Raw genomic sequence first — 15,177 nt, forward strand, 5'->3', positions numbered from 1 at the left:
ATGGCTCAGCGCAAGAACTTCTGGCAACAGCTTCAGCACGGCCTGCGCAAGCGCGCGGCCGCTTCACCGGCCGCCATCCGCGGGAAATCCGCGGCGCCCGCGCCGGCCCGCGAGAAGCTGGTCTTCGAGCACCTCGAGCCGCGCCTGCTGCTGTCGGACACCCCCATCCCGCTGGCCAGCTTCGCGCCCGCCGGCACGCTGACCATCGACACCCACTCCGGCGACCTGAAGGTCGAGACCGTCTACAGCGGCGGCACGCCGCAGATCCGCGTCTGGGACAACACCGTCGGCATGTCGCTGGGCCAGGTGGCGCTGACGCAGAACGTCAAGGTCACCATCAACGGCCTGCCCGGCATGTCGGACAAGGTGCAGGTCGATCTCGGCTACGACGATGGCGTCGCCGGCACGAATCCGGCCACGCCCTTCGCGGTCATGGTGGAACTGGAGGGCGGCACCGACATCCCGCTGGTCAGCGACGACACGCTGAGCTTCAACAGCACCGGCCCCGACTTCTACAACCCCGCCGCGCTGTTCCTGAAGAGCACGGACGACATCGTCTTCGCCAGCGGCTTCATCAGCACTGGCACGCTGAGCGTCGATTCGCAGGAGGCCATCTCCGCCGACGGCGTGACGCTGCAGGCCGGCGACATCTACCTGGGCGTGACCCAGGCCGTCACCGACGGCGTGACGCTGCTGGACGGCTTCAACCTGCTGGGCAAGGCCAGCGGCGCCATCAGCCTCACCAACGCCACGCTGACGGCGGGCGATATCGGCCTGGTCGTCAGCACCAGCGTCAACGTCGACACGCAGGACGCCAGCTACGGCAGCAACGTCGTCAAGGTGGCCTTCGTGCAGACCACGTCCGACGCGCAGATCAGGCTGGCCGGCGCCACCCACCTGAGCGCCACGGCCGGCAAGATCACGCTGGCGTCCACCGCCAGCGTCACCGCCAGGGCGACCACTCAGCCCGACGCCAGCAGCACCGCGAGCGACAAGGACGCCTCCGTCGCGTCCGCCATCGTCAGCAGCGCGGCCGGCGTGACGGTGGGCGGCTCGTCGTCGCTGTCCGCCAGCGGCGCGCTGGTGCTGAAGGCCAGCAACACGGTGGACGTGGCGGCCGTCGCCGATGGCACCGCGGGTGCCGATGCCGGTGGCGCCCGGGGCGGCACGGTGGCCGTCACACAGTTGGGCGGCGACACCACGGTCGACGTGGACGGCACGGCCGCGCTGGCCGGCAGCAGCATCAGCGCCACCGCGACGAGCGTGCGCACGGTCCACACGGCCGCCAAGTCCACCGCCGGCGGCGCCACGCAGCCCGCTGGCGGCGCCGCGCCCACGCAGGGCCAGCAACAGCTCGCCAGCAACAAGGCCCAGACGGGCGATGGCGACCTGAACTTCGCCGCGGCCGTGGCCGTCACCCACGTGGGCGGCGACACCACCGCCCGGCTGGCCGGCGGCACGGTGACGACGGCCGGCACGGTCGCCGTGTCGGCCACCTCGTCCACCGCGGCGGCGGCCGGCGCCGCCGCCAGCACCGAGGCCGACGGCAGCGGCGCCACCGGCAGCCCCGGCGTCGGCGTGGCCGCGGCGCTGAGCTTTGCGGACGGCCGCACGCGCGCCTCGCTGGGCGACGGCGTGGCCATCGCCGCGCCCGCCACCACGGTCACCGCCAGCACCACCACCGACGCCAGGTTCGGCGCCGCCGCCACCTCCGGCGCGGGCAGCGCCGAAGGCGTCGGCGTGGCCGGCTCGCTGGCGCTGCACGTGGCCGTGCTGGCGACCGAGGCCTTGCAGGAAGCGGGCAGCACCGCTTCGGCCACCGGCACGGTGTCGTACGGCGCCAGCAGCAACACCCACCACCAGGCCAAGGCGCTGCCCAAGGCCGACGGGGCCGCCGGCGGCAGCACGGGCGTCGGCGCGTCGGTCGCCATCAACGTGGTGGACGAAACCACCCGCGCGCAGGCCGACGCCGGCGCCAAGTTCACCGGCACCGCGCTGAGCCAGACGGCCAGCGCCACCGGCGACGTCGACACCGAGGCCCGGGGCGGCGCCAGCGGCGGCACGGCGGTGGCGCCGGTCGTCGCGGTCACCGTGGTCAACACCGGCGCCAAGGTCGGCGCGCTGGGCGGCACCGACATCAGGCTGAGCGGCGGGCTGACCGGCAGCGCCCAGAGCGCGCTGGACGTGCTGGCCAAGGGTGCGGGCGATGCCGGCGGCACGGACAGCGCGGCCGTGGGGGCGTCCGTCGTCGTCACGCATGCGGCGCCGTTGGTGGAAGCCGTCCTGGACGGCAAGCTGCAGGCCGGCGCGGCCGTGCTGCTGTCCAGCAGGAACACCGGCGTGACGCGCAGCGAGGCCCGGGCCGCCGCGCGCGGCGCCACCGACAACGGCAACACCGCCAGCCAGCAGGGTGCCAGCGCCCAGGGCGCGGGCAACACGGCCGCCAGCCACCAGGGCGCGCGCGGCGCCAGCGGCAGCACGCCGCAGGCCGGCACCAGCGACGGCCCCGTCACCGTGGCCGCCGCCATCGCCATCCACCACCTGGACGGCCAGAGCACGGCCCGCGTCGGCGACGGCGCCGACATCGCCGTCACCGGCGGCGCGCTGTCGCTGAAGAACGAAAGCGACCTCGACGCCCAGGCCGACGCCAGCGGCGTCGCGGCCCAGGGCAGCACCAACGTCGGCGCCGCGGTGGCCATCAACGTGGCCGAAATCGGCAGCAGCGCCCGCGTGGGCGACGCCACGCTCAGCAGCGACGGCCTGGCGCTGGGCGCGACCACCGTGGCCGGCCAGCGCAACGAGGCCCGCACCACGGCCACCTCGGGGGCCGCCACCGGCAACACCAGCGTGGCCGGCTCGCTGGCCATCGGCGTGGGCATCAGCCGCTTCGAGGCCACGCTGGGCCCGGCCGCCCGGGTGAACGCCCATGCCGGCGCCGTGACGCTGGACGCCGACTCGACCAGCACCGACACCGTCGAGGCGCTGCCCGACGCCGCCACGCCGGGCGGCGGCGCGGTGGCCGAGAACACCGGCGTCGGCGCGTCCGTCGCGATCAACGTGGCCGACCACCTCAGCCGCGCCGAGATCGAGGACGGCGCCCGGCTGACGCCCGCCGGCGCCGTCACGCTGAACGCCCGGACCGATTCGGCCATCGCCACCACCGCCGAGGGCGGCGCCAAGGGCGGCACGGCCGTCGCGCCGGTGCTGGCCGTCACCGTCGCCAACCAGGACGCCAATGCCCGCATCGGCACCGGCGACCCGATCGACGCCAGCGGCGCCATCGGCGTGAACGCCACGCTGGCCAGCAGCAACACCACCCAGGCCGAAGGCAAGGCCGAGGGCAGCAAGGACGCCGCCGTCGGCGCCGCCATCGCCGTCAGCGTCGAGAACGACAAGAGCCTGGCCCGCACCTCGCGCGACCTGCAGAGCCCCGGCGCCATCGGCCTGTCGGCCACCAGCCGCACGGCAAGCACGGCCAGCAGCAAGGCCAGCGCCGTCGGCGGCAAGGAGGACGACGGCAATGCCAGCAGCGACGACCAGGCCGTCAACGACCAGAACGCCGCCGCGCGCGGCCTGGGCGACGCGGTCGCCGGCAGCGGCGGCGCGCGCGGCTCCGCCACGGGCACCGCCACGCCGTCGGCCGAGGGCACCGGCGGCGGCACGGTCAGCGTGGCCGCCGCGGTGGCGGTCAACGTTGCCGACGCAACGGCCAGCGCCACCGTCTCGGGCGGCGCCATCGCCGCCGGCGGTGCCGTCAGCGTGGCCGCCCGGGCCGACAGCGATGCCCGGGCCGCGGCCGACGGCAGCACCCGCGCCAAGGACGAGGACAAGCCCGACGACACCGGTGTCGGCGCCGCCGTGGCCCTCAACGTGGGCCACAACACCAACGAAGCCCGCGTGCTGGCCGGCAGCACCATCGACAGCCAGGGCCTGGCCATCAGCGCCGGCATGGCCGAAGCCAGCGGCGACGGCGCCACGCACACCACCGGCGCCGAAGCCAGGAGCGGCGCGGGCGGCGCCAAGACCGGCGTGGCCGGCGCGCTGGCCATCAACGTCGCGGTGGACCGCACCACGGCCGAACTGGCCGCGGGCGCCACCGCCAACGCCGGCACGGGCGCCAGCAGCGTCACGGCCCGGAGCACGCACGCCGACACCGCCAAGGCCACGCCCACGGACTCCGGCGTGCAGGCCGAGGCGCAGGACACGGGCGTCGGCGCGTCCGTCGCCGTCAACGTGGCGGACCACATCGCCCGCGCCGAGGTGGCCGACGGCGCCGCGCTGGGCCGGGCCGGCGCGCTGACGATCGCGTCCGCGCTGCAGAACACCCTGGCCACCACCGCCGAGGGCGGCGCCAAGGGCGGCACGGCGGTCGCGCCGGTCGTGGCCGTCACGGTGGCCAACCAGGACAGCATCGCCCGCCTGGGCACGGCCGACGGCACGCTCACCGCCACGGGCGACCTGGCCATCACGGCCGGCCTGCGCGCCAGCAACGCCACCAGCGCCAAGGGCAAGGCGGAGGGCGACGACGACGCGGCCATCGGCGCGTCCGTGGCCGTCAGCGTCGAGCGGGACCGCGCCGACGCCGAACTGGCCCGCGCCGTCACCAGCAGCGGCGCCGTCGGCGTGGCCGGTGGCAGCCGGGTCAGCACCAGCGCCAAGGCCGAGGCCAGCTCGGTGGGCGGCGAGCAGGACGACGGCGACAGCAGCGCCGACGACGACGGCGTGAACCAGAAGACCGCCGCCGGCCGCAGCCTCGGCGACAAGGCGGCCGGCAGCGGCGGCGCGCGCGATTCCAGTACCAGCTCGGCGACGCCGTCGGCCGGCGTCGCCAGCACCGACTCGACCAGCGGCGACAGCGGCAGCAGCGAGACCGTCAGCGTCGCCGCCGCAGTGGGCGTCAACATCACCGACGTCACCAGCCGCGCGCGCATCAGCGCCGGCGCCATCAACACGCCGACCAAGAACGTCTCGGTCCAGTCCACCGCCAACACCGACGCGCAGGCGATTGCCGACGGCAGCGCGACCACCGGCGACGGCGGCGACGCCGTGGGCGCCGCCGTGGCGGTGAACCACGCCGCCACCACCAACGAAGCGCTGGTCGATGCCGGCGTGGCCATCACGGCCGACGGCCTGCAGCTCGGCGCCCGCATGGCCGACGTGGGCGGAGACACCACCCACACCACGCTGGCCAGCGCCAAGAGCGGCGCCGGCGGCGGCGACATCGGCGTGGCCGGCAGCGTCGCCATCAACATCGTCAACGAAGACACCCGCGCACAGATGGGCGGCGGCGCCCGTGCCACGCTCGGCGGCGCCGACTCCGGCGGCACGCTGCAGGCCATCACCCAGTCCACCGCCAGCGACACGGCCAAGGCCATTCCCGAGAACGAGGGCGCGCAGGCCGGCGGCGAGGACGTGGGCGTCGGCGCGTCCGTCGCCGTCAACGTGGTCGATCGGAACCTCGACGCCACGCTGGCCGACGATGCGCAGCTCAGCGGCAACGTGTCAGCCATGGCCGTCACCGCCACCGCGCAGCACACCCTGGTCACCGAGGCCGAGAACGGCGCCAAGGGCGACACCGGCGTCGGCGTGTCCGCCGCCGTCACCGTCGCCACCCCCGACACCCACGCCTACGTCGGCAGCGCCACCGGCACGCTGGCCGTGGCCGGCGACATGGCGGTGCGCGCCCAGCGCGTCGACCAGGTCACCGGCAGCGCCAAGGCCGAGGCGGCCGGCAAGGACACCGCCGTCGGCGCGTCCGTCGTCGTCACCGTCATCGACGGCGACGTCAGCGCCCGCCTGGCGCGCAACGTCGCGGCCGACGGCGCGGCCGACGTGTCGTCCGCCGCCACGGTGCTGGCCACCGGCACGGCCCAGGCCAGCGCGGCGGGCAACAGCGCCAGCGGCCGCAGCGCCGACAGCGAAGCCGACAACCAGGTCAACAACAACCCCAACAACGGTGGCGACCGCGAGCTGCCCAAGAGCAAGGACCAGGTCGATGGCGCCAACAGCCAGACCAAGGGCGAGACCGGCGGCACCGAGTCCTCCGGCACCGGCGTGGCCGCGGCGGTGGTGGTGCAGGTGCTCGTCACCGACAACGCGGCCAGCGTGGCCGACGGCGTGACGCTGACCGCCGGCGGCGCGCTGACCATCGACGCGCAGGCCGACTACAACGTCATCAACCAGGCCTTCGGCGACGCCCTCGACACCAGCCAGAAGACCAACGTCGGCGCGGCCGTGAGCCTGGGCGTGGTGGACGCCAGCAACACCGCCCGCGTGGGCGCCAACGCGGACCTGCGCGGCGGCTCGGTGCGCGTGCGGGCCGACCGCCCGGGCGACGGCGGCGACCACGAGTTCCGCAGCTGGGGCCTGGCCGCCGCCGGCGGCAAGGACACCGGCGTGGCCGGCAGCGTGGCCATCAACATCGTCACGCTGGACACCGCCGCCAGCGTCGGCGCGGGCACGCAGATCCGCGCCAACGCCGGTGCGCTGGACGTGGTGGCCGACCAGAGCACAGCGCTGCAGGCGATTGCCGGCGCTGCCGGCGTCAGCACCGAGGGCACGGGCGTCGGCGCCTCGGTCGGGCTGAACATCGTCGTCGAGCGCACGAACGCGACCGTGGGCGCGAACACGCAGCTCGCCGCGCGCGATGCGACCACCGTGTCGGCCACCGGCCAGCTCATCCCGGCCACCGTGGACCTGCCCGATCCGCTGGGCGGCGTGGCGGTCACCAACCTGGCCATCTCCGGCGGCATCTCCACCGACGGCGCCGCGGGCGCCGGCTCGGCGGCGGTCAACATCTTCATGCTGGACACCATCGCCCGGCTGGACGACGGCGTGCAGGTCAATGATGCCGCGATGGGCGTGGCGGCCGGCGCGGCGCAGGACGTCGGCGTCACGGCCAGGAGCCGCACCGACATCGACGGCGGCGCCGGCGCCGGCGGCATCTCGATCGGCAACGCGGGCGTGGGCATCGGCCTGGACGTGACCGTGCTGACGGAGACCACCCAGGCCCGGCTCGGCAGCGGCGTGGCCGTCAAGGCCGGCCGCGACATCGCCGTGCGCGCCGGCAGCGACCAGGACATCACCACGGTCGCCGCCACCGCCGGCGTGGCCACCGACGGCACAGGCGTGGGCGGCAGCGTGTCCGTCTACATCGTCACGACCCGCACCGAGGCCACCACGGCCGGCGGCACCGGCGCGGCGCTGGCCGCCGGCGGCGGGCTGGCGGTGGTGGCCGATGCGCCGTTCGACCTGACGCAGATCGCCGGGGCGCTGGCCTACGGCAACTCGGCCGGCGTGGGCATCTCCAGCACCGTGCTGGTCCACAACGACACGGTGCAGGCGCTCGTCGGGCCCGGCACGGCGATCGCGGCCGGCGGCACCGGCGGCGTGGACGTGGCCGCCACCTCGCACGACCGGCTCACCACCATCGCGGTCGGCGGCGGCGCGTCCAGCAGCGCGGCGGTGGCCGGCTCGGTGGTCGTCAACGTGCTGAACGAGACCACCCGGGCGCGCATCGACGACAGCGCCACGCTGGCCGTGGGCACGGCCGCCGACGCCACGCAGGCGGACGTGAAGGTGCGCGCCGACGACGCCACCGAGATCATCTCGGTGGCGGGCTCGGTGGCGGCGTCCAGCAGCGTGGGCGTCGGCGTGGGCGCCGTGGTCAACACGGTGAACAAGACGACCGAGGCGCGCATGGGCTCCGGCGTGGTGGGCACGGTGGACGGCAATGTGCAGGTGCTGTCCGACGCCAGCGAGACCATCGCGTCCGTGTCCGGCGGCATCGCGGCCAGCTCGTCCGCGGGCATCGCGGTGGACGCCAACGTCCAGGTGCTCAACACCGTCACCCGGGCCATCCTGGGCGACGATCCCACCGACGCCCGGGCCAGCGCCGGTGCCGGCGACCTGCATGCGCAAGGCAGCGTGCAGGTGGCGGCCGACGAGCACACCACCGCCAACATCATCACCGGCTCCATCGGCGTCTCCGGCACGGCCGGCATCGGCGCCGCGGTGGGCGTGGTCACGGCCACCAAGAACACGCAGGCGCTGATCGGCGAGGGCGCCAGGGTGACGGCCGACGGCCTGCGCCCCGGCCTGACCGTGCAGGACGGCGGCATCGGCGTGGGCTACGCGCCGGCCGGCCAGATGGACGAAGCCGCCGTCAAGGCGCTGCCCGATGCGTCCTCCGGCGAGCGCGGCAGCCTCGCCGATTACCAGGTCGGCACGCCGGCCTACAACGCGCAGGACGGCAACGGCAACAGCAGCAGCGATGGCAGCTTCAGCGGCATCCGCAGCGCCACGCCGACCACGCGCAGCGGCTTCCAGGGCCTGGCCGTCACCGCCACCAACCGCGACACCATCAACACCTTCGCCATCAGCCTGGGCGGCGGCACGGTGGGCATCGGCGTGGGCTCGGCGACCAACGTGGTCGACACCACCACCCACGCCGGCATCGGTGCCGGCGCCGACATCAACGCCGACACCGGCACCGCCGGCGCGGGCCAGAGCGTGCTGGTGGGTGCCGGCAACGACTTCTCGCACGTGGCGGTGGCCGCGGCGGTGGGCCTGGGCACCGTCGGCGTGGCCCCGGGCGTGGACGTCAGCGTCATCCACCACGACACCACCGCCGGCATCGGCGGCAACGCCAGCGTCAAGGCCCGGGACGACGTGGTGCTGCAGTCGGGCAACCAGGACCACCTGGTGCTCGTCGCGGCCGGCGTGGCCGGCGGCACGGTCGGCGTGGGCGGCGCGGTCAACGTGCTGGTGCTGGACAACCGCACCGCCGCCACCGTCGGCGCCGGTGCGAAGCTGGCTGCCGGCGGCGACGTCGGCGTGCTGGCCCATGACGACTCGCAGGTGACCGCCATCGCCGGCGCCGGGGCCGGCGGCACCGTGGGCATCGGCGCGTCGGTGGGCGTCATGTCCCTCACCAAGCGCACCGACGCCGGCATCCTGACCGGCGCGACGGTCGACGCCAAGGGCGCCGGCAGCGGCCTGGCCGGCCAGCTGGACGGCAGCGTCGATGCGGCCGGCCTGGGCCGGGCCGAGCGCCACGGCGTGGTGGTGCAGGGCCGCAGCAGCGAGAACTTCTTCCACCTCGACGTGGCGGTGGGCGCGGGCTACGTGGGCGTGGGCGGCGGAGTCGGCGTGACGCTGCTGGACTCCGACACCACGGCCATCATCGGCGCCAACACCAAGATCAACCGGGCCGGCGGCAATGCCGGCGCGGACGGGGACCAGGGCGTCTACGTCACCGCGGCCAACAGCGCCTCGGGCACGCACTTCACCGGCGCGGCGGCGGGCGGCTTCGTGGGCGTCGGCGCGGCCGTGCAGGTGGGCAGCCTGCGCAACGACACGGCGGCCCGCATCCTGGGCAACGCCGACGTCGCCGCGCGCGGCGACGTGGCCGTCAGCGGCCTGTCGCGCATCGACCTCGACACGCTGACCATCTCCGGCGCCGGCGGCTTCGTCGGCGCGGCGGGCGCGATCACGGTCTGGTCCGTCGGCACGCCGATGGAGCGCGGCTACGAGAACGAGAAGGGCGACTCCGGCGACAGCCTCGCCATCAACGGCGGCAAGGGCGATGAAGACGCCGCCCGGCAGGCCAGCGCGGCCAAGGGCCAGGTCGGCACCGCGCTGGGCGGCTTCGACAGCGGCGCGGCCGGCTCCGGCCAGCAGCGCGTGAAGGAACGCGCCGGCGCCGCCGGCACCCTGGTGGCCGGCTCCGGCCCCAGCCAGGCCGACCTGCTCGGCGCCATCAACGCAGCCACGCCCGCGCAGGGCACCGAGGCCACCGTGGCCGCCGGCACCAGCATCACGGCCGGCAACAGCATCGCGGTCAACGCCAGGCAGTGGGCGGACGTGGACTTCCTCGTCGGCGCCGTGGGTGCGGGCGCGGGCGGCGTGGGCGCCGGCATCGGCGTGTTCGCCACCGCCTTCAACACCCAGGCCAGCGCGGGCGGCAGCTATGCCGCGGGTGGGGCCCTCAAGGTCGGCTCGCGGCTGGACGCCACGGTGGACGCCACCGCGTTCGCCGGCGGCGCCGGTTTCGTGGGCCTGGGCGCCGCCGTGTCGGTGCTCAGCGATCACAGCAACAACCAGGCGGGCCTGGGCGGCGGCGCGCGCGTGAAGGCGGCGTCCAGCGTGGACGTGTCGGCCGTTTCCAACCGCGGCATCCACCTCGCGACGCTGCAGGGCACGGCGGGCGCCGTGGCGGCAGGCGCATCCTTCACCCGCCTGGCCAGCGACGGCCAGGTCAGCGCCGACGTGGGCGCCGGCGCGCGCATCGGCCAGGACGCCGGCCAGACGGTCGGCGCGCTGCACCTTGATGCCGTGGCCGACATTGACGCCCAGGCGCACACGCTGGGCTTCGCCGTCGGCGCCGTCGGCGTCAGCGCCAATTTCGCGTTCGTGGACGTCACGCCCGCGCTGCGCACATCGGTGGGCGATGCGTCGCTGATCAAGGTCTCGGGCGACGCGACGGCCGATGCCGTCTCCACCGGCAAGGCCGATGCGAAGGTGCTCACCGTCACCGGCGGCGCGGGCGCCACCGGCGTCAGCCTGACCGATGCGACCTTCTCGCCGACCGTGCAGGCGCTGGTGGGCGCCACCTCGGTGCTCAACGCGGGCGGCCTCATCCGCGTGCAGGCGCGCAACAACCACAACGGCACCGGCGCGCTGGCCGGCAAGGGCGCCTGGGCGTCGTCCATGGCCCCGGGCTTCGGCGGCTTCAGCGGCAACGGCGCGGTGCCCACGGCCGAAGCCAACGGAACCGTCAAGGCCGGCGTGGGTTCCGGCTCACAGGTCAGCGCGGGCGGCCGCATCGACGTGCTGGCCGCCAACAGCAACGAGGCCCGGGCGGAGGCGCTCACCCTGTCCGGCGGCGGCGCGACGGTGGGCGTCAGCATCGGCAACGCGCGCGCCGACGGCGACACCACGGCCGAGCTGCTGGGCGGCGTCGCCGCGTCCACCGACCTGACCGTGCGCGCCCAGGCCCGCAACCTGGCCGACGCCCAGTCCGGCGCCTCCAGCGGCGGCGTGGTGGGCAGCAACGGCGCGGTCAGCACGGCGCGCGCCAACGGCGGCGTGGCCACGACCGTGGGCGTGGCCGCGCAGGACGCGGTCCTCAACGCCAGCGGCGCCATCGTCATCGAGTCGCGCGCCAGCAACGACGCCACGGCCAACACCCAGGGCCTGTCCCTGGGCATCGCCGGGGCGGCCGGCATCATGGCCGCGAGCGCCGAGGCCTCGCCCGACGTGCGCACCACCGTCGCCGGCAACACCTCGCTGGTGTCGGGGGCGGGCGTGCGGGTCGGCGCTTACCACAACCAGGGCGGCGAAGACGTGCGCGCCACGGCCGACGCGGCCGGCGGCAGCCTGGGCCTGGCGGCCTCGGGCGCCATCGCCAACGCGACCAGCCGGGGCGGCGCCCAGGCGCTGGTGGGCGACAGCACCGCCATCGCCGGCGGCAGCGGCGCGGTCGTCGTCGAGGGGCGGTCCGACAACACGGCCCTGGCCAACGGCGATGCGCTCTCCGTGGCCGCCGGCATCGGCGCCGGCGCGGTGGCGGCCCATGCCGCCACCGGCGGCACCACGGGCGCCGTCAGCGGCGCGGACGTGACGGGCGCCAGCTACACCGTGCTGGCCCGCGCCGGCCAGCACGCCGCCGGCACCGCCAAGGCCGCGGCCGGCGGCGTGCTGGCCGGCGCTGCCGGCGCCAGCGGCACCAGCAGCGTCACGCCCACCGTCAACGCCGGCATCGGCGACGGCGCGCAGGTCAGCGTGGGCGGCCCGATCTCGGTGATCGCCGAGACCACGGCCGATTCGGACGGCAGCGCCACCGGCAGGGCCGTGTCGGCCGGGTTCTCGATGGGCATCTCCGTGGCCGACGCCACGCTGAGCCCCACCATGAGCAACCGCATCGGCAGCGGCGCCGGCCTCACGGCCACGGGCGCCGCGTCCGACCTGACCATCGCCACCCGCGTCAACGGCGGGGCCGGCGACGCGGGCGGCGCCACCGCGACGGCGGCCGCGCCCTCCGGCGGCATCGCCGCCACCAGCGGCTCGCAGGCGTCCGCGCAGACGCGCTACGACATCCTGCAAAGCTCGGGCACCGACGTCACGCTGAACGCCGGCCGCGACCTGAACGTGGGCCTGCTGCTGGGCAACCATGTCGAGGCCACGGCCGACAGCGACACCTTCGGCGGCGTCGCCGTGGGCGGCGCGGTGTCCAGCGCCACGGTGGACGGCAGCGCGCAGAGCAACTTCAGCAGCGCCAGCGGCGCGGTGGGCCGCAACCTGAACGCGCTGGGCGTGTCCAGCCAGCCGGTCAGCAGCACGGCGCGCGCGGCCGGCGGCGGCCTGTTCAGCGGCCAGCTCAACAGCGCCACGGCCAGCTTCACGCCCACCCTGGGCATCAGCCTGGGCAGCGGCACCCTCGACGTCGGCGGCACCGCCACGGTGCAGATGCTGTCCGGCAGCGACACCTCCGCCGCGGCGCTGGGCCGGTCGGCCGGCGGCGGCGCCATCGGCGCGTCCATCGCGTCGGCCACCATGAGCCCGACCGTGTTCGCCCGCACCGGCACCCAGCAGCTCACGGCCGGCGGCGCCGTCCTCGTGCAGGCCCGCCACAACGTCGGCGACAACGGCCCCACCGGGCAGGCCACCCGGGCCGCCGCGCTGGCCTCTGCCGGCAGCGCGCTGCTCAGCGCCACCGGCGCGGGCGCCTCGGCCACGGCATCGGCCGTGGTCGACGCCACCGTGGGCGCCGGCAGCCGCCTGAGCTCGGGCGGCGCGGTGAGCGTGCTGGCTGATGCGGCCAACCTCGCCAGCAGCGAAACCCTGGGCCTGGGTGGGGGCGGGCTGATCGGCTTCGGGCTGTCCACCAGCGCCGCCGTCGTCGGCGGCGGCACCACGGCGGACCTGCGGGGCGGCGTGGGCGGCTCGACGGCGATCGATGTGCGGGCCGACGGCCGCAACAACGCCGTGTCGCGGGCCAACGCCGCCGGCCTGGCCGGCCTGGCCGGGGCCAGCGGCGGCAGCGCGACGGCGCGCTCCAACAGCGGCGTCACGGCCGCGATGGGCGATGAGGGCGTCGCCAGCGCCGCCAGCAGCACGGGCGCCGTCACGGTGGACGCGCGCTCCAGCGCCGTGGCCGACGCGCAGGCCCGGGCGCTGTCGTTCGGCCTGGCGGGGGCGGCCGGCTTCATGGGCGCCACCAGCCAGGTCAGCCCCGCCGTCACGGCCGAGGTGCGCGGCAGCACGGCGATCAGCGGCAACGGCATCAGCGTGCGCGCCCGCCACAACGAGCGCGCCGAGAACAGCACCGCCCTGGCCGACGCAGCCGGCCTTGCCGCAGGCGTGTCCGTCGCCGGTGCGCATGCCGACGCCAGCGCCGCCGCCGACACCCGGGCGCTGGCCGGCAACGCCACCCGCTTCGACGCGGGCGGCGGCGGCGTCAACGTCTGGGCCACCGCACGCAATGTGGCCCGGGGCACGGGCGATGCGTTCAGCGGCGCCATCGGCATGTCCGCGGGCGCGGTGACGGCCGCGGCCCGCTCGGGCGGCATCACCGAGGCCACCAGCGGCGCCGACGTCCAGGCCGCGACGCTGAGCGTGCTGGCCGACGCCAGGCAGATGGGCGCCGCCACCGCCAAAGGCACGGCCGGCGGCCTGCTGGCCGCCGGCACCGGCGCGGGCGCCACCACCCTGGTCAACCCCGACGTGCGGGTGGGCCTGGGCGACGGCGCACTCATCAAGGTTGCCAAGGACATCAACGTCATCGGCCTGGCCAGCACCGATGCCGACGGCACCGCCACCGGCGTGGCCGTGTCGGCCGGCCCGTCGCTGGGGCTGTCCAGGTCTGACGTGACGCTGGCCCCGACGATGACGCTGCGCGTCGGTACCGGCGTGAACGCCACCGCCAGCAATCTCGACACCGGCAACATCAACTTCGCACTGCGCCACAACGGCGGCAGCGTGGAGGCCGGCGGCGCCACGGCCACCGCCTTCGCGGCCGGCGGCGGCATCGCGGCCGGCGGCGGCGCCGAGGCGAATGCCAGGCTCAACTACGACATCAACGCGACCACCGGCACCGATGTCACCCTGAACGCGATGCGTGGCGTGTCCTTCGTCGCGCAGACCGGCACGCATGTGGAGGCCGATGGCGACGCCCGCGGCTACGGCATCGGCGGCATCGGCGGCGCGGTGGCCGACGCCGCCGTCGGCGGCACCGTCAACCAGACGCTGGGCGCCGTCAGCGGCACGCAGCTCGCCGACTTCAAGGTCGAGACCACCGGCAACCACCTGGTGGACGCCAAAGCCCATGCGTCCACGCTCGGCCTGCTGGGCGCCGGCCAGCTCAATGCGGCCACCGCCAGCTTCGCGCCCACGCTCACCGCCCACCTGGGGGGCGGCGGCACGATCAACACCTTCCGCGACCTCCTCGTCACGGCCGCCTCGACGGCCGACACCACCGCCACCGCGATCGGCGCCGTAGTGGGCGGGGGGTTGGGCATGGGGGGCTCCATCGCCAGCGCGACCATGAGCCCCACCGTCAGCGCGCTGACCGGCAACGCGACCGCCAACGTGGGCCGCAACATCGGCATCACCGCCAGCCACAACCACGACGGTGCCGCCGCCACCGGCGGCGACACCGTGGCCCTGGCCCGCAGCTCCTCCGGCGGCGCGCTGCTCGGCGCCACCGGCGCGGCGTCCACCGCCCAGGCCAACGCCACCACCACCGCGCGCAGCGGCGCGGGCAGCCTGCTGTCGGCCACCGGCGCCATCGCCATCCACGCCGACGCGGCCAACATCGCCCACACCGAAACCTCCGGCCCCTCGATGAGCCTGCTGGTCGCCGCGGGCAAGTCGGTCGCCGTCTCCAACGCCAGCGGCTCCACCACGGCCGAGATCGCCGGCGGCTCCGACGGCAGCACCGGCGTGGATGTGCGCGCGCTGGGCCACAACGACGCCGACGCCTTCGCCAACGCCTCCGGCGGCGGCCTGGCCGCCGGCGTCAACAGCGGCGACGCGACGGCCCGGGCCAGCGGCGCCGTCACGGCCGGTTCCGGCAACGCCGGCTCGGCGAGCACCGTCACCAGTTCGGGCGCCATCAGCATCCTGGCGCTGTCGGACGCCGACGCCAACGCGCAGGCCCGCGGCCTGTCGTTCGGC

The 15,177-nt window shown here is 75.8% G+C and carries 1 protein-coding gene (cut by a window edge); it reads left to right on the forward strand.

Translation table 11 applies throughout. From position 1 onward, the window contains the following. Nucleotides 1–15,177, forward strand: partial view of a right-handed parallel beta-helix repeat-containing protein gene (locus tag QM788_RS15080; protein WP_415662278.1) — the 5' end (the start) only. Its footprint extends 26,757 nt past the window's final position; 15,177 of the gene's 41,934 nt are visible here — the first part of the coding sequence; it begins with the start codon at nt 1–3; its stop codon lies beyond the right edge, outside the window.

The organism is Roseateles sp., assembly GCF_047654785.1.
Lineage (GTDB): Bacteria > Pseudomonadota > Gammaproteobacteria > Burkholderiales > Burkholderiaceae_C > Pelomonas.